Genomic DNA, 15,350 nt, shown 5'->3' on the forward strand with positions numbered 1-15,350 from the left:
GGTAAATCGCGGTGAAAGGCTCTGTTTTAGCTGGCCACGGGGTTGTGCGGTGTTCCATTCCTGTTCTAACGCTGCGGGGTGACCGAACGCCCTGCCCTTGCCCTGCCAGCGATTCATGCAAGCCACGGCGGATGCTGGCTGCGTGACGGCTTTGCCACGCGCGGACTTGGCAAGGGCGAGGCGATCGTGGCAGCGGCAGATACGCCGCTGCTTATGCTCAATGCACCGCTGGTGGCGAGCAGGCTCGGCTATCCGGACCTTTCGGGGCTCGATCTGCTGGAGCTGTTCGCGTTCGTGCATCCGGCGCGGTTCATGGTGCCGACGCCGAAGGGCCTGGCCCGTGCTTTGGGGCTTGAGGAGCCATCCGGCGACGACAAGGTGCCGCAACTGCTGCAGGAAGCCGCAGAGGCTTTGCTTGCCACATGCGAGAGTGCGGACTGGGCCGAGCGGGAGGGAGCGTGGACAGCGCTGCAATCGCTGGTTCGGATGAGCTGGCCTTGGGCCACCTTGCTGACCCCGCGCATTCGCAAGCCGGACCGGGCCGAGCGCTGGCTGTTTGCCAAGCTGCCGGAGTGGGAAGAGGCGGCCGAGCGGCCTCAGCCGGCGCAGGTCGTGTTGGGCGAAGCGGCAGTGGTCTCGCGCCTTGCCGAACTGACGGGCGCCGGGGCCGAGGCGCGGCCGACGCAGCAGGACTATGCGCGCGAAGCCTCGCGCATGTTCGCACCGCGACAGGGACAGGGCCAGCCGCATGTCGTGCTGGCGCAGGCGGGCACGGGCACGGGCAAGACATTCGGCTATCTCGCGCCGTCCTCGCTGTGGGCGGAGCAATCGGGCGGGACGGTCTGGGTCTCGACCTACACCAAGGCGCTGCAGCGGCAGTTGCGGCGCGAAAGCCGGCGCGCGTTTCCAGCCTCGCGCAACGGCAAGCCGCCCGTGGTGGTGCGCAAGGGGCGCGAGAACTACCTGTGCCTGCTCAATCTGGAAGACGCGCTGCAGGGCGGCTTTGCCGGGCGGGCGGCGATCCTGGCGCAGCTGGTGGCGCGCTGGGCGGCCTACAGCCAAGATGGCGACATGATCGGCGGTGACCTGCCCGGCTGGCTCGGCACGCTGTTCCGCAAGCGCGGCATCGCGGCTCTGACCGACCAGCGCGGCGAATGCGTCTATGCCGGGTGCCCGCATTACCGGAAGTGCTTCATCGAGCGCGCCGCGCGGGCCTCTGCCGATGCGGAACTGGTGATTGCCAATCATGCGCTGGTGATGGTCAACGCCGCACGCGGGCGCGACGCTGCGCAGCGGCCGACGCGGATCGTTTTCGACGAAGGGCACCATGTGTTCGAAGCGGCGGATTCGACGTTCTCGGCGGCACTGACGGGCGCGGAGACAATCGAGCTGCGGCGCTGGGTGATCGGGCCTGAGGGCAAGTCGCGCGGAAGGCGGCGCGGGCTTTCGGCCCGGCTTGCCGATGTGGCGAGCTATGACGAGGAAGGCGAGCGCGCGATTTCGCAGGCGCGTGAGGCGGCTGAGGCTCTGCCCTCGGAAGGCTGGCTGGCGCGGGTGGTGGAAGGCACGCCTTCAGGGCCACTGGAGGAGCTGTTGAGCGCGGCGCGGGCGCTGGCCTATGCGCGCGACGAAAGCGGCGGGCAGGAAGCGGGCTATGGGCTCGAGACCGAGATCGCGCAACTGGACGGCGGGTTCATCGAGGTGGCTGGGCGCGCGCAGGAGGCGCTGGAGGCCTTGCGCAAGCCGCTGGTGCGGCTGGGGCTGCGGCTGGAGGCCATTGTCGAGGATGGACCCGACTGGCTCGATGGTCCGGCGCGAGCGCGGATCGAGGGGGCGCGCAGTGCGATCGGCTGGCGCAGCGATCTCATCGCGGGATGGATTGCGCTGCTGGCGCGGCTGGGTGGGCCGGGCGACCCCGATTTCGTCGACTGGATTGCGGTGGAGCGTTCGGACGGGCGTGAGTGGGATGTCGGGCTGCACCGGCATTACCTCGATCCGATGAAGCCCTTTGCCAATGCCGTGCTGGCGCCTTCTCACGGGGTGATGATGACCTCGGCCACGTTGCGCGATGGCGATGACTGGCAGAGCGCGGTGGAGCGCAGCGGGGCGCCGCATCTGGACATTGCGCCGCGCCTGTTCACGGCGGACAGCCCGTTCGACTATGCGTCCCAAGCCGAAGTGCTGATCGTGACCGACGTGCCCAAGGGCGACATTCCGGCACTGGCAGCGGCCTATGGGCGGCTGATCGAAGCTTCGGGCGGCGGGGCGCTGGGGCTGTTCACTGCGATCAGGCGGCTGCGCGCGGTCTATGGCCGCATTGCCGACCGCCTGGCGCGGGGCGGATTGCCGCTGTTCGCGCAGCATGTCGATCCGATAGACACCGGCACGCTGGTCGACATCTTCCGCGACGATCCGCGCGCCTCGCTGCTCGGCACCGATGCCCTGCGCGACGGGGTGGACGTACCCGGGGATTCACTGCGGCTGGTGGTGATGGAGCAGGTGCCGTGGCCCAAGCCTTCGATCCTCCACCGCGCGCGGCGACTGGCCGGCGGTGGTTCGGCCTATGACGACCGGATCATTCGCGCACGGCTGGCACAGGCCTTCGGGCGCCTGATCCGCTCGGCGGGGGACAAGGGGCACTTCGTGGTGCTGTCCTCGGCCTTCCCCTCGCGGCTGCTCTCGGCCTTTCCGGCAGGCACGCCGATCCGGCGCGTGACGCTCGATGTGGCTTTACAAAGCGTCGGTGCCAGTGTTTCTGGGCGAGAGAGTGCACAGACACCGCGCGAGGGGATTTCGTGAAGACACTGGCCCTGTTTCGCCACGCCAAATCTGACTGGAGCGATGCGCGCGCGCGGGATTTCGACCGCCCCTTGAACGAGCGCGGCAAGCGCGGGGCGCGGGCGATGGGCGAATATATCCGCGATACCGGCCGCACATTTGACCGCATGATCGCCAGCCCCGCTGTGCGCGCGGCCGAAACGGTCGAGGAAAGCAGCAAGGCGTGGAAGTGCACGTTCAAGATCGAATGGGACCGGCGCATCTACCTTGCCAGCTCGGCCACGCTGATCGACCTGCTGAAGGAACTGTCCGGCGACCCGAAAAGCGTCCTGATGATCGGGCACAATCCGGGGCTGGAGGACCTGATCTTCGACCTCGTGCCCGATGATGGCTCCAGCCCTTTGCGCGAAGTGGTGGAAGAGAAGTTCCCGACCGCGACCTTCGCGGTGATGGAGCTTGATGTGGACGACTGGGCTGACGTGACCGAGGGTTGCGCGCGGTTGGTGGAGATCAAGCGGCCGCGCGATCTGGACCCGACGTTGGGTCCGGTGTTGGTGGATTGAGCGCAAGTTTTTGGAAAGCAGTTCCAACATATTGCTGTTGCAGTGAATTTTCTGCGTTGTCATAGTAGCGCGATGAGCGAACAGGATAATGGTTTCGAAGACGAAGAAGAATGGGATCCAGATTTTGCGAACGAGCTGATGGGTCAAACTCTGCTGGTTGGAATAACTTACGTCGATCCGGAAGGTGAATTTCTGCGTAGACTGCAAGTGTTCGGAACTGTGACAGCCGCCGAGGAAGGTTCTGGAATTACGATTCGGCAGGAGTCAAGCGACGAACCGTTTGTGATTGCACCAATTCTAAGCGCTATCGAGTATGCGGCGCCTGGAGTCTACCAACTCTCGGACTCTGATGTGGTTGTCGAGGACCCCGACTTCACGGCATTGTTTACAGTGACCTCTCCTCACCGTCACTGATAGACTCGAGTGGCGATGTAAATCCGCTTTTGTGGGGCGGGCTGTAACGGATGAAGCCAGCGATTGGTTCAGGCGTGATGCGGACCCCGAGCTTTCGCGACGCCAGCTTGCACTCAGGAGAAGTTTGGAATCATACCAGAGAAACACAAGATTGCCGCCGCAATGTGAACTGCAGCGGCGAAGAATGTGGGGACGCTCGACTGCCGCCCCAAAGACCAACCGATCAGCGCGCCATAGGCAGGAAACTGAAGCAGTGCGATCACAATCGACGGTGCTGCAATGGTGTGTCCGGAAAGCAAACTGGCAAGCATTGGTGCAGGGAACAGCAATCTAGCCGCGACGTAATCACCGTGGCCCGCACCGGCAGAAACAATCGCAGCTATCAAAGCCAGAACGGTCACCGGAACGCCCAGGGCCAAGCCAATCAGCGGACGTCGAAAGCGATTCGGCGCTGCGAACATCTGGATGCCCTCAATCTCCACTCACAGTTGCCTGCACGGCGTTCAACCTTCACGAGTCAAACTTGCCACGTCTACTCTTCCAACGCAGCAGCCAGCCGGTCGCGGATAGATTTCAGGTAAGCCAAAAGTGGCGCGGCGGATTGTTCATCCGAGGAATGTGGCGCAGGCTCCAACGATGGGACCGCGACTGAAACAACCCCCTTCTTCCTCCCCCGCAGCGCTTGCCTTGCGCCCTTGATCGTGAAGCCTTCCTTGTGGAGGAGGCGGTGGATTTCTGTGATGAGGGCGACGTCTTCGGGGCGGTAGTAACGGCGGCCGCCCGCTCGGGTGAGCGGGCGGAGCGTGGGAAACTGCTCTTCCCAATAGCGCAGGACGTGCTGACGGATGCCGAGCGCCTTGGCCACTTCGCCGATTGTGCGGAAAGCTGCCGGGTCTTTACCGTCGTCCGGAATAGGTCCGGCATCGGGAAGTTCGGGGACGCTCATCCGCTGGTGATCAGCCCTGGCCGATGCGGTCCTTCAGCATCTGGCTGGCGCGGAAGCTGAGGACGCGGCGCGGCGTGATCGGCACTTCGATGCCGGTCTTGGGATTGCGGCCGATCCGCTCTGCCTTGTCGCGCAGAAGGAAGGTGCCGAAGCCGGAAATCTTCACGTTTTCACCCTCAGCCAGTGCATTGCACATGTGCTGAAGAATGGATTCAACCATTTCGAGCGAATCCGCACGGGAAAGCCCCACGCGACGGTTGATGCTCTCGGCCAGATCGGCCCGGGTCAGTGTACCTACAGAACGCATCCTTTATTCCCCCCAGAAGTCAGAAGACGCCAAGGGGGCTGACAATAACGCTGATTCTGCGGAACGCAATGCAATCCATTGCTTGCGAACGATAAGACTGGCTCGACGTGGGACGTCCCGAGTCCGTCAGATCGAGTCCGTCAGATGCGGACGAGGCTGGCGCCCCAGGTGAAGCCGCCGCCCATGGCTTCGAACATCACCAGATCGCCCTGCTTGATGCGGCCATCGCGCATCGCGACATCGAAGGCGAGCGGCACCGAAGCAGCGCTGGTGTTGGCATGTTGGTCGACTGTGACGACCACCTTTTCAGCGGGAAGATCGAGCTTGCGCGCCGTGGCGTCGAGGATGCGGAAGTTGGCCTGGTGCGGTACGACCCAGTCAATCTCGCCGGCATCGTGGCCCGTCGTCTCAAGCACTTCGCGCAGGACATTGGCGAGATTGGTGACAGCGTGGCGGAAAACCTCGCGGCCTTTCATGCGGACCTTGCCGACTGTACCGGTTGTTGACGGACCGCCATCGACATAGAGCAGTTCGTTGTGCGCACCATCGGCGTGGAGGCGCGAGGCCAATACGCCAGGAGAATCGGGATCGGATTCGTCAACGTCCTGCGCTTCGAGCACGATGGCGCCGGCACCATCGCCGAACAGAACGCAGGTGGTGCGATCTTCCCAGTCGAGAATCTTGCTGAACGTCTCAGCGCCGATGACCAGCGCGCACTTGGCCATCCCTGTACGGATCATCGAATCCGCAGTGGCCATTGCATAGAGAAAGCCCGAGCAAACCGCCGCAACGTCAAACGCGATGCCGCCGTTGCAGCCGAGGTTGTGCTGAACGATGGTGGCGGTTGCCGGAAAGGTCTGGTCGGGCGTGGCGGTGGCAAGGACGATCAGATCGACCTTCGCCGCTTCAATCCCGGAAGATTCGAGCGCGCGACGGGCAGCCGCAGTGGCGAGGGTAGAAGTGGTCTCCCCTTCACCTGCGAGATACCGCTGGCGAATCCCGGTGCGCTCGACGATCCATTCGTCGGTCGTATCGACCATGGTCGCCATTTCGGCATTGGTGACGCAGCGCTGTGGCAACGCCGAACCGCTGCCGCGAATGATCGAACGTACGGTCATGCCGCGTCCTCACCGGTTGCGGCAGGGGCCGCGCTGCGCCCACCGCGACCGGAGGTGCGGCCAGAAGTCCTGATCGTCTCGGCGCCAAGGCGCGCGAGGTCGGCTTCGATACGCTCGGTCAGGTTTTCCTCCAGCAGGCGGGCCGTGACGGCAACGGCATTGGCGACGCCGAGCGCCGATGCGCTGCCGTGACTTTTCACAACCACGCCATTGAGGCCAAGGAAGACCGCGCCGTTGTGGTTGTTGGGATCCAGATGGTGCTTGAGCAGCTCGGTCGCCGGGCGCGAGATCAGGAAGCCGAACTTCGAACGCAGCGACGAGGAGAAACTGCGACGGAGCAGATCGGCGACGAAGCGGGCCGCGCCTTCCATCGACTTCAATGCGATATTGCCCGAGAAGCCATCGGTGACGACAACGTCACAATCGCCGCGCGAGAGCTTGTCCGCCTCGGTGAAGCCGTCGAACGTCATCGCGAGATCGCCGGCCAGCTCCTTGAGCTGGTTGGCGGCATCGCGCAGGGCATCGGTACCCTTGGTCTCTTCGGTGCCGATGTTGAGCAGGCGCACACGCGGCGCGTCGAGCCCGTTGACGATGCGAGCGTAGGCGGCCCCCATGATCGCGAACTGGACGAGGTTGCGGGCATCGCAATCGGTATTCGCGCCAAGATCGAGCATGATCAGGTCATGTTCGCCGAGCGTCGGCAGCAGGGCCGAGAGTGCGGGGCGATCGATACCGGGCATGGTGCGCAAGGCGAGCTTGGCCATGGCCATGAGCGCGCCGGTGTTGCCCGCGCTGACAGCAGCGCCGGCATGGCCCTCCTTTACCGCGTTGATCGCCAGGCCCATCGACGTGGTCTTGGCGCGGCGGAGGGCCTGCGTCGGCTTCTCGTCACCCGACACAACATCAGGCGCGTGAAGGATTTCCGAAGCTTCGCGTAGATTTGGGTGGTTTTCGAGGGCCTGCTTGATGCGGCCCTCGTCACCAACGAGAAGGAACTTGAAACGGTCATGGCGACGACGGGCAAGTGCCGCGCCTTCAACCATAACGCGCACGCCCTCATCACCGCCCATCGCATCGACGGCGATACGCGGCAGGCTCATGTCCTCAGTCCCCCCGTTTTAAGGCTTAGAGCCCGACGGCGATGACTTCGCGACCGTTGTAGTGACCGCAAGCATTGCACAGGTTGTGCGGGCGCTTGAGTTCACCGCAGTTGGAGCATTCATGGAACGCTTCGACGCTCAGCGCGTCATGGCTGCGGCGCATGCCACGGCGTGAGGGCGAAGTCTTTCTTTTGGGGACGGCCATCTCGGCACCTGTTCTTAGAATTGCGTAGTTTTGTTGCGGGCGCGATAGGGAAAACCGGTCCATCGCACAAGCCCTGTTTGCGGCAGGACCCGTACGCGGCGAAGGACGCCAGACAGACACGGGATTCGCCAATCACTGGGCGAAGGCGCGCCTATACGGATTTTCTGGTGCTTTGCAAGCGCACCCGCGCTAGCCTTGGCCGCAGATCCCAGGACGGACGAACACAAGGGGGAGTACCTGAAGGCATGACTATACTGCCAATCACGCTGTGCGCGGCTGCGGCCGCTGCGGCGATCAACATCTGGCTTTCGATCCGTTGCGGCATGGTCCGCTCTGCCAAGAAGATCAGCATCGGCGATGGCGGCGACATGGATCTGATCGCGAGGATGCGGGCGCAGGCGAACTTTGTCGAGAACACGCCTGTCGTATTGGTGCTGATCGCCGCAGTGGAATTGGCGCGGACAGCCAACCCGTGGCTGATGGGCGTGGCCGCTATCTACATGCTTGGCCGCGTTGGCCATGGCGTCGGCATGGACGGCGGGCCGCTTGGGTTCCTTCGCGGCGTGGGTACGCTGACGACGATGCTGACCCAACTTGGTCTTGGAGTCTGGGCGGTTTCGATCGCCTTGGATATGTGAAATCTGCAAGGGTGGGCAGTGACATGCCCACCCCCAGGCCAGTCCACCTGCGGGAAAGGAGCTACTTCAGCGCGTTTGCTTAGCTCAGGGCATAGTCGCTGACATAAGCGTTGGTCTGGCGTTCACGGCCGAACGTGCTGTTGGGGCCGTGACCGGGAACGAAAGTCACCTCGTTGCCGAGCGGCCAGAGCTTTTGCGTGATCGAATCGATCAGGTCCTGATGATTGCCCATGGGGAAGTCGGTGCGGCCGATCGATCCCTGGAACAGCACATCGCCTACGATCGCTACCTGTGTCGGGGCGTGGTGAAAGACGACGTGGCCGGGTGTGTGACCGGGGCAGTGGATTACGTCGAGCTCGACCTCGCCGACGGTGACCTTGTCTCCATCATTGAGCCAGCGGGTGGGTTCGAACACTTCGCCATCGATGCCATAGCGCTGGCCGTCCTCATCGAGGCGGCTGATCCAGAAGCGGTCATCCTCGTGGGGGCCCTCGATCGGCACACCGAGTTCACGGGCGAAGATACCGACGCTGCCGCAGTGGTCGATGTGGCCGTGGGTAACCAGCAGCTTCTCGATGGTGACGCCGGTCATTTCGATCGCCTTGCGCAGCTTGTCCAGATCGCCGCCGGCATCGATGAAGGCGCCGCGCATGGTCCTGGTGCACCAGACCAGCGTGCAGTTCTGCTGCAGTGGTGTGACGGGGATGATCGCGACCTTGAAAGGCGGCTGGGCGGCGGTTTGGGTGGCGGCTACGGTCATGCCTGCCGATTTGGAGCGAAGGCACCATAATTGCAATGCTCCGGTCCGGGGCTTAGGTTTGCCCGATGATATCGATCCGCCCCTCCCGCCCCACAGATGACGAGCGTGCGCTGGAAATCTGGGCCTCTGCCGTGGATGCGACCCACGACTTCCTGTCGCCCGAAGACCGGCTGGCGATTGGCAAAGAGGTTGCGGGCTTTCTTCCCGGTACGCCCATGACTGTAGCTGTGGATGCGAGCGACCGCGCCCTCGGCTTCATGATCGTGGACGATGGAAGCATCGAGGCTCTGTTCGTCGATGCCGCCTGCCATGGCCAAGGCGTTGGCAAAGCCCTGATCGAACATGCGATTCAGGCACTTGGAGCACATCGCCTTGAGGTCAACGAGCAGAATGCACGCGCCCGGGGGTTCTATCGCCGGATGGCCTTTGCCGAGATCGGCCGCAAGGAGGTGGACGGCCAAGGGCGGCCCTATCCGCTGATCCTCATGGAACTGCGCAGCTAGAGTCGGCCGCCTTTCCAGACGACCCGGCCGACGAGCTCGACCTCGTTCAAGGGGCGCTCAAGGCGAGGATAAGCGGGATTGTCTGAAATGATCCGCACCGTGCCGCCAGGGCCGGATTCGAGGCGCTTGACCAGCAGCACGTCGTCAAGCCGGATCACGTGAATTCCCGCGCGCAACGGGCGCGGAGTGCGGTCAACGAGGATCTCGTCGCCATCGCGCAAGGTCGGCTCCATCGAATCACCTTCGACTTCGATCACCGAAAGCATCGCCGGTTCCAGCCCCTGCCCCTTGAGCCAGCGGTGATTGAAGCGCAGGCGACCGGAAGGAATCTCCTCTGCCGGGAGTGTGCCGGGACCAGCTGAAGCGCCCAGCGGCAGGCGGGGAATGTCGGCCCATTCGGCGGCGATGGACCGAGTGGGCTTGACGCCACGCGATGCTCCCTGCCCCGCGGTAATCACACCGCCGCGGGGCGAGGCACCAAGATCGGTTTCCGGGACGCCGAAGAACTCCGCAAGCGTACGGCGGTCATTCTCTTCCAGCTTGCGCGGACTGCCCTTGCGGACGAATTGCTGGAGATAGGTGGTGTTACGACCGATCAGCGCCGAGAGCGCCGAGAGGCTGACGCCGCGCTGCGTGGCAAGGCCCACAAGACGGGTGCGTGTGCCGTCTTCCGATTCGCTGTCTGCCGGGACCATTTCGCCTTACTCCGATTTCGAAGGACTTTTCCTAGCATTGTAGGATTTGAGGATCAACATAGGAAAAATCCTATTTCGAGTCGTCTCGCCGACTCCGCAGCTGGAGGTTTAGAAACGCCATGTTGCTCCGCAAGATCGAGAGCTTCCTTCGCCAGACGGGCATGTCAGTCACCAAGTTCGGCCGCCTTGCCGCCCACGATCCCCGTCTTGTGGGTGATCTGCGCAACGGCCGTGAGCCGCGTTCCAGAATGGTGGAACGCGTAGAACATTTCATGAACAACTTCGGAGAGAATGTCCATGCTGCTTGATCCTCATGCTTTCGAGACCAAGGCGCTTGCTGAATGCGTTCCTCCTCCTCTCACCCCTCGCCCATCTCCCGCCGAGCGCCTGCTGCGTGGCGTGCGCGAGATAAGCGGGCCACACGCCGAAGTAGTCAGCCATGACGAGACGCCGTGGGCGAGCATCACATTTTCAGGCTCGCGGCACCGTCTGGTGCTCCGCTTTGCCGGCAGCGAGGCGGTAAGTGACGGCGAGAGCTTCATCGCGGTTCTGCCCGAACACGAGTTCAAGTTGCGAGGGCGGCTGGTGGCCGATGCTGCGGTGACCCGGGTTGACCATGAGGTCCTGCCCGCACCGCTCATGGAAGTGGAGTGCGAGATCCTGCTGCTCGACGAGGACTGAGGAGATCGGCGGGTGCTCTTGAGCGCATGGACTCAAGGCACCCGCTCTCCTCTCCAACCGGTCAATTCGTCTTCGCGAGCAGCGGCGCAGGCTTGGCACCGACCCAGAGGCTCATGTCTACGGCGTTGGTGACGCGGAAGACATCGCCCTTGCTGTTGAGGAACAACTCTTCCATTTCCGGCCGGGTGAACGGGCGGGAACCAAGCCGACCAAAGACAGCCATCTGCCCTCCGGTTTCATCGACACCGCGATCGCGATCTAGCCCCTTTGACAGCGCCAGGGCCGGTGTCGGTGTACGAGCCCATGCAATGAGCTCCGGCTTGGGCTCGGGCGAGAAGCCGTAGAAGTTCGGCTGACTGGCTGGCGAGGTCAGCTGCAGCACTTTCATCCCGTTCCGGCCATCGGCGACATAAGCAAAGAGCGAGGCGTTGGTTGACGCCACGATCACGTCCTCGGCATCGTTCAATTGCCCGTCAGCAGTGTAGCTGGTGTAGATCGACGGTCGTGTCGGCGCGGTGATGTCCACGATGACCAGCCCCTGCGACTTGGCTGCGACATAGGCATACGTGCGCGCAAGGTAGACTCGGCGAGCGTCGACCATCGGCACAGTTGCCGATGGTACGGCCCTGGGCTGGGCCAGGTTGGTGATGTCCATCAGTTCAAGGCCATTGGCCGTCGTCACCCACAGGTAACGGAACTGCACCGCCGTGGCGCGAGGATCGCGCAAGGGCACGACCGAAGTGATGCGCGGATCGAGGCAAGTTTCGCCGCCCTTCTTCTCACTGACTTCGCACGGCTTTTGCGCAGACCATGGCTTGGGCAGGTGAACCGTGACCAGCGCCTTGTCGGTGACAATATAGGCGTAGTCCCCGGCGAGCGTGATGTGCCGAGCGCCAGTGAGCACGCCGTCCGGATTGAAGGTCAGCGCGCGATTGAAGAAATTGTTGCGGAATTCGCCGTCGGCGAGAGTGTCGACGTTGACCGCGATCAGGCCTTCGACCGCATCGGTCACGAAAGCGTAGGAATAGATCGGCGAGAACGGCTGCTCCTGATTGAGCGTGCGCAATTCGGGTGTGTTGCGGGTCGGCGCGATTGACTGGTTGGTCGGCAGGGCCATGCAGGTCGCGTTGGTGGTAGCGACATGGGTGTCATGGCCCAAGGGCGAGAAGGGAGCAGTGACGATCCGCTCCGAGAAGCCCTTGTTGCCGATGGCGGCAATGTCATAGGCTCGGAATCCGCCCTTGCCCCCTGCGACGTACATGTACTCGCCGCGCATCTGCAGGCAGCGGACTGCGTCCTTGGTCCCCTCCACCACGTTGGCAAACTGTTCCTGCCCGGTTGTTTCCCCCGAAAGCTTGCCATCGACGATCTTGCCTCGCGTCCAGTTCTTCAACTCGCGCCCGTTATCTTCGACGTGCTGCTTCCAGTAATCAGGGTAGGCGTAGCGGTGCAGGTATGAGCCAATCACCGCTTGCGGCTCATCCCATTCTGTAACGCGGACAGCTTCAAATCCGCCGTCCAGACCGAACCAGGCGTTCATGCCCACGAAGTTCACGTAGTTCGTGCCCAGCAGGAGAAGCTGCGCCATCGTGGCGTTATTGTCTTCGTCCTGGCTGACGTGGCAATCGGTGCACTGCTTGGTCTCGTTCTTGCGAACAGTGTGCGGGAAGTGCGGCGCGAAGGCCTGTGACGAGTAGCCGATCGAGGAAATTGGCGGCTGCTGCACGTAGATGCGTTCGCGGTTGATGTTGGTTGACGACAAGATCAGAGCCGAAGTTGAACGGATCGGCGCGGTTATCGCCTTGCCCGACACCGGATTGCCCGAGGCGTCATACTGCACCGGGTCCGAACCCGACGACTTGTTGCGCTGGTGCTTGCCAAGCTGGAACATGTCATCGCGCGCGACCTGCGGGTTATAGGTCGCGTAGTTGCGGGTGTAATCTTCCTCGTACTTGTGCGTCGCCGACTTCCAGTTCGCCTCGATCGGGAGGTGGCACCCGGCACAGGAAGTGGTCCACGACAGGTGGCAGGTGAAGCAAGCCATATCGTCGTCACGATGGGCGCGCGCTTCCTTGGCCACGCCGGTGCCGAACTTGTAGACACCGTCATCCGACGCGGACTTGGCCATCAGTTTCGCGCGGGCGGCCTTGGGGTTGAAGATCGGCTTGCCGGACGTGTCCATTTGCCCGGCAAAGCGGGCGTCGACCGAGTCCTTCACCAGGCTGACGCGCCAGGACAACTTGGGATCGATGATCGAGCGCTGGATCAGCACGCGGCGCCCATCGGCCTCCTTGAACCATTCGAAGCGACGCTGGCCGTCTGCATTGCGCAGCAGCGCAAGATTGTTGCCCTTTTCGGGTGCCGCCATGTTCGAAGTTAGCAGCGTCGGGTAGGCATCGGGCGTGCCGTGGCAGTCCTTGCAGCCGATCTCGACCGCGTTGGCGACTTCGCCATAGATCATGCCATTGCCGTGGCTGTCCTGCGAGAAGTGGCAATCGGCGCACTGCATGCCGATCTGGGCGTGGATGTCCATCATGTGGACGGCCTTGCCGGGATTGCTCTCACCCGGTTCGACGAACTTGCCCTCGCCGGCCTTGCGGAACTTTTCCGGATCGTCAGGCGAGATGATGTGCGCCTTGTCGGTGCCGTAGGAGGACATATCGCCCTCGTCATCGAGCAGGTTGCCGCGACGATCGCGCTTGAGGATGGCTCGGAAGTTCCAGCCGTGGCCGTGATAGTCGGCGAACTGGGTGCGTTCCAGCTTGTCGTTCAGGTCATAGACGTTGCGCAGGAATTCGACATCGCGCCACAGACCGCGCGTGGACGCGCCCTCGGGATTGCGGTCCAGCACTTCGCGCTGCTCGTCGATGTTCGGGTAGAACTGCTTCTTGAACGTCTTTGCGTAGTCTTCATCGGACATGCCGGCAGGCTTGGGCGCTCGGTTCTCTGGCCCGGGCCACATACTCGGCGCATCGGACTCGTAGTCCCACATCGTGTAGCCGAGGTAAGAGTTCAGGAAGATGTTGGGCTGGTGCATGTGGCAATTCATGCACTGCGCAGTCGGGATGGCGCGGGTGAAGGCATGGACCAGCGGGTGGCCGCGTTCGCGATCCTGCATTGCGACTGGGCCATCGGCCTGGTGCGCATCTTCGCCGTGGGCATCCTTCTTCGGGTGCCCCTTGGCGTCCAGTCCGGCCATGGCGTGGGCCGAGGCCTGGTCCATCTTGTCGTTGTCCATCGAGCCATGTGGCGCGACACCCTTGCCCGGCGAGTAGACCAGCTGCTCGGCCGAGGAAATGGCGCGGGCGCAATCGCCCTCCATGTCTCTCGACTGTTCAGGATCAGTGCTGTCACCGCCGAGATAGCCGCGCTTCCCGCCGAGAACCGTGCCGCGCACCTTGTCGTGATGTTCTTCTTTCTCGGCGTTGTAGGAGCCATAGGCACCCTTGCGATGCTGGCCTTCACGCAGGGAGTTTATGGTGGGGTCAGCCGTGATGGTCTGCCCGTCACGCCCGCACTTGCCGTAGCTCAACGAGTGACGCGGTTCACGGTCGTTCGCGTAGATTACATGGCACGCCGCGCAGCCCGAGGAGCGATAGTCGCCCGGCTGATCATTGGTGCCCATCTGGAACAGGAACGGGTCATTCAAACGCGTCTTGTGGATGTTGAGCACCGGGATGGCGACGCGCAGGCCCGTGGCGGGGCCGCGGTTGGACTGCTTGAGATCAGGACGCCCCGGTTCGTCCAGGCGCTGGATCAGACCCGTGGAATTGGGCAGGCCGATTTCGGGGAACTGCGGGTTGATCGTACGGCCACCATCCTCGAACACGCGGAACACGTCGCCCGGCGGGATGGTGTGCCAGCGCGGCAGTGGGTACATGATGGGCAAGGCGCCGCGCGCCTTCTCCCGGGGCGTGACGGTGCCCCACATCGGCTTGCCGTCCGCGCCGATCTCCTTCGAGGCCGACTTCAGCAAGGCAGGCTCACCATTGCGGGTGAAGCTTTCGCCAAACATGTAGTTCTTGAAGGGGACGATGCCGTTGTTATAGGCCGCCCCGCCCCACAGCATTGCCCCCGTCGACATCAGCGAGCGTTCGGACGCTTCGATGATCTGCATGTGGCAAGCACCACAGGAGTCACGCGCAACGCGATAGTCCGACGGGTTGACGAAGCGGATGAACTCGGGGCTTTCCTTGCCCAGAAGCGCGTAGGAACGCTTCGGGTTGGCTGACGACGGCCAGCCCCATGCGGCCGGGTACTTCGGCAGAACGTGTGCATCTTTCATGGCCGCGACATAATCGATCGAATTGCGGTTCCATGACCGGTCAGCCATGACCTTGGTGTTGCCGCCATGGCAATCGGCACAGGACAGCACCACAGCTGGGCTGGCGTGCATGGTGCGATGGTCGCTCTTGGTATGGCAGCTGACGCAGCCTGCGTTCTGCTTGTCGACGTAGGCCCACTGCTCCTCGACCGTATCACCGGGCTGGCCGCGCGGCGCGGCGGGTGCGCGAGTATGCGTAACCTTCTGGGCTTTCTCTTCACCCGAAGCGTAAAGAGCGCTCGGGATCAGCAGGGCGGCGAGCGCCGCTATCAGCCATGCCAGCGAGAGTTTGCGGAAGCTGCGCGTGTCAGTCATGGG

The 15,350-nt window shown here is 63.2% G+C and carries 16 protein-coding genes; 6 read left to right on the forward strand and 10 right to left on the reverse strand.

What is annotated here, in order from left to right; genetic code table 11:
* Window positions 1-78 precede the first annotated feature (78 nt).
* The 3 genes from NJ75_RS03360 (at window position 79) to NJ75_RS03370 (ending at window position 3,755) form a co-directional block, all read left to right on the forward strand.
* Window positions 79-2,799, forward strand: coding sequence for an ATP-dependent DNA helicase (locus NJ75_RS03360; protein WP_039331446.1), 2,721 nt, complete (start codon window positions 79-81; stop codon window positions 2,797-2,799).
* Window positions 2,796-3,341 carry a SixA phosphatase family protein gene (locus NJ75_RS03365; protein WP_039331447.1) on the forward strand — a complete coding sequence of 182 codons (546 nt, stop codon included), beginning with the start codon at window positions 2,796-2,798 and terminating at the stop codon, window positions 3,339-3,341. The genes NJ75_RS03360 and NJ75_RS03365 overlap by 4 nt, the downstream gene beginning before the upstream one ends.
* A 72-nt stretch (window positions 3,342-3,413) precedes the next feature.
* Window positions 3,414-3,755: a hypothetical protein gene (locus tag NJ75_RS03370; protein ID WP_052241906.1), complete on the forward strand. Its 342-nt coding sequence runs from the start codon at window positions 3,414-3,416 to the stop codon at window positions 3,753-3,755.
* Window positions 3,756-3,868: 113 nt separating this feature from the next.
* On the opposite strand, the gene NJ75_RS03375 is transcribed toward NJ75_RS03370, so the two are convergent.
* The 6 genes from NJ75_RS03375 to rpmF all read right to left on the reverse strand — a co-directional run bounded on the left by NJ75_RS03375 (window position 3,869) and on the right by rpmF (window position 7,431).
* Window positions 3,869-4,237 (reverse strand): hypothetical protein, encoded by a 369-nt coding sequence (locus NJ75_RS03375; RefSeq protein WP_039331448.1) that lies wholly within the window; start codon window positions 4,235-4,237, stop codon window positions 3,869-3,871.
* Between the two features lie 50 nt (window positions 4,238-4,287).
* Window positions 4,288-4,701, reverse strand: coding sequence for a MerR family transcriptional regulator (locus NJ75_RS03380; RefSeq protein ID WP_039331449.1), 414 nt, complete (start codon window positions 4,699-4,701; stop codon window positions 4,288-4,290).
* Window positions 4,702-4,711: 10 nt separating this feature from the next.
* Complete coding sequence (locus tag NJ75_RS03385; RefSeq protein WP_174544584.1) at window positions 4,712-5,008, reverse strand: integration host factor subunit alpha; 297 nt, start codon at window positions 5,006-5,008, stop codon at window positions 4,712-4,714.
* Window positions 5,009-5,148: 140 nt separating this feature from the next.
* Entirely contained in the window at window positions 5,149-6,126 is a 978-nt protein-coding gene (locus tag NJ75_RS03390; protein ID WP_039331450.1) for a beta-ketoacyl-ACP synthase III, read from the reverse strand.
* A complete protein-coding gene (gene plsX / locus NJ75_RS03395; protein ID WP_039331451.1) occupies window positions 6,123-7,226 on the reverse strand; it encodes a phosphate acyltransferase PlsX in 1,104 nt (367 codons plus the stop codon). Before plsX ends, NJ75_RS03390 begins: the two co-directional genes overlap by 4 nt.
* A gap of 25 nt (window positions 7,227-7,251) precedes the next feature.
* A complete protein-coding gene (gene rpmF / locus NJ75_RS03400; RefSeq protein WP_039331452.1) occupies window positions 7,252-7,431 on the reverse strand; it encodes a 50S ribosomal protein L32 in 180 nt (59 codons plus the stop codon).
* Window positions 7,432-7,676: 245 nt separating this feature from the next.
* On the opposite strand from rpmF, the gene NJ75_RS03405 reads away from it, so the two are divergent.
* Window positions 7,677-8,069, forward strand: a complete 393-nt coding sequence (locus tag NJ75_RS03405; RefSeq protein ID WP_039331453.1) for an MAPEG family protein — start codon at window positions 7,677-7,679, stop codon at window positions 8,067-8,069.
* A gap of 79 nt (window positions 8,070-8,148) precedes the next feature.
* Here NJ75_RS03405 and NJ75_RS03410 read toward each other — a convergent pair whose 3' ends face one another.
* Complete coding sequence (locus NJ75_RS03410) at window positions 8,149-8,829, reverse strand: MBL fold metallo-hydrolase (protein ID WP_039331454.1); 681 nt, start codon at window positions 8,827-8,829, stop codon at window positions 8,149-8,151.
* A gap of 65 nt (window positions 8,830-8,894) precedes the next feature.
* Between NJ75_RS03410 and NJ75_RS03415 the strand changes: the two genes are divergently transcribed.
* A complete protein-coding gene (locus tag NJ75_RS03415) occupies window positions 8,895-9,332 on the forward strand; it encodes an acetyltransferase (protein WP_039331455.1) in 438 nt (145 codons plus the stop codon).
* Here the strand turns inward: NJ75_RS03415 and NJ75_RS03420 are convergent.
* Window positions 9,329-10,027 carry a S24 family peptidase gene (locus NJ75_RS03420; protein WP_039331456.1) on the reverse strand — a complete coding sequence of 233 codons (699 nt, stop codon included), beginning with the start codon at window positions 10,025-10,027 and terminating at the stop codon, window positions 9,329-9,331. The genes NJ75_RS03415 and NJ75_RS03420 overlap by 4 nt on opposite strands.
* 164 nt (window positions 10,028-10,191) lie before the next feature.
* Entirely contained in the window at window positions 10,192-10,326 is a 135-nt protein-coding gene (locus NJ75_RS25405) for a hypothetical protein (RefSeq protein WP_255355072.1), read from the reverse strand.
* Here NJ75_RS25405 and NJ75_RS03425 point away from each other — a divergent pair.
* On the forward strand, window positions 10,325-10,708 hold the full coding sequence (locus NJ75_RS03425; RefSeq protein WP_039331457.1) for a hypothetical protein: 384 nt from the start codon (window positions 10,325-10,327) through the stop codon (window positions 10,706-10,708). The two genes, NJ75_RS25405 and NJ75_RS03425, sit on opposite strands and share 2 nt — an antisense overlap.
* 61 nt (window positions 10,709-10,769) lie before the next feature.
* Here NJ75_RS03425 and NJ75_RS03430 read toward each other — a convergent pair whose 3' ends face one another.
* On the reverse strand, window positions 10,770-15,347 hold the full coding sequence (locus NJ75_RS03430) for an LVIVD repeat-containing protein (protein ID WP_236727048.1): 4,578 nt from the start codon (window positions 15,345-15,347) through the stop codon (window positions 10,770-10,772).
* Between the last annotated feature and the right edge of the window lie 3 nt (window positions 15,348-15,350).

This window comes from Novosphingobium subterraneum, assembly GCF_000807925.1.
In the GTDB taxonomy this organism is placed as follows: Bacteria; Pseudomonadota; Alphaproteobacteria; order Sphingomonadales; family Sphingomonadaceae; genus Novosphingobium; species Novosphingobium subterraneum.

Bases quoted from the DNA above. Each gene is read 5' to 3' on its own strand.
- NJ75_RS03370 (WP_052241906.1), top strand. From the start codon at position 3,414: ATGAGCGAACAGGATAATGGTTTCGAAGACGAAGAAGAATGGGATCCA.
- NJ75_RS03380 (WP_039331449.1), bottom strand. From the start codon at position 4,701: ATGAGCGTCCCCGAACTTCCCGATGCCGGACCTATTCCGGACGACGGT.
- NJ75_RS03385 (WP_174544584.1), bottom strand. From the start codon at position 5,008: ATGCGTTCTGTAGGTACACTGACCCGGGCCGATCTGGCCGAGAGCATC.
- NJ75_RS03390 (WP_039331450.1), bottom strand. From the start codon at position 6,126: ATGACCGTACGTTCGATCATTCGCGGCAGCGGTTCGGCGTTGCCACAG.
- plsX (WP_039331451.1), bottom strand. From the start codon at position 7,226: ATGAGCCTGCCGCGTATCGCCGTCGATGCGATGGGCGGTGATGAGGGC.
- rpmF (WP_039331452.1), bottom strand. From the start codon at position 7,431: ATGGCCGTCCCCAAAAGAAAGACTTCGCCCTCACGCCGTGGCATGCGC.
- NJ75_RS03405 (WP_039331453.1), top strand. From the start codon at position 7,677: ATGACTATACTGCCAATCACGCTGTGCGCGGCTGCGGCCGCTGCGGCG.
- NJ75_RS03410 (WP_039331454.1), bottom strand. From the start codon at position 8,829: ATGACCGTAGCCGCCACCCAAACCGCCGCCCAGCCGCCTTTCAAGGTC.
- NJ75_RS03415 (WP_039331455.1), top strand. From the start codon at position 8,895: ATGATATCGATCCGCCCCTCCCGCCCCACAGATGACGAGCGTGCGCTG.
- NJ75_RS03420 (WP_039331456.1), bottom strand. From the start codon at position 10,027: ATGGTCCCGGCAGACAGCGAATCGGAAGACGGCACACGCACCCGTCTT.
- NJ75_RS03425 (WP_039331457.1), top strand. From the start codon at position 10,325: ATGCTGCTTGATCCTCATGCTTTCGAGACCAAGGCGCTTGCTGAATGC.
- NJ75_RS25405 (WP_255355072.1), bottom strand. From the start codon at position 10,326: ATGGACATTCTCTCCGAAGTTGTTCATGAAATGTTCTACGCGTTCCAC.
- NJ75_RS03430 (WP_236727048.1), bottom strand. From the start codon at position 15,347: ATGACTGACACGCGCAGCTTCCGCAAACTCTCGCTGGCATGGCTGATA.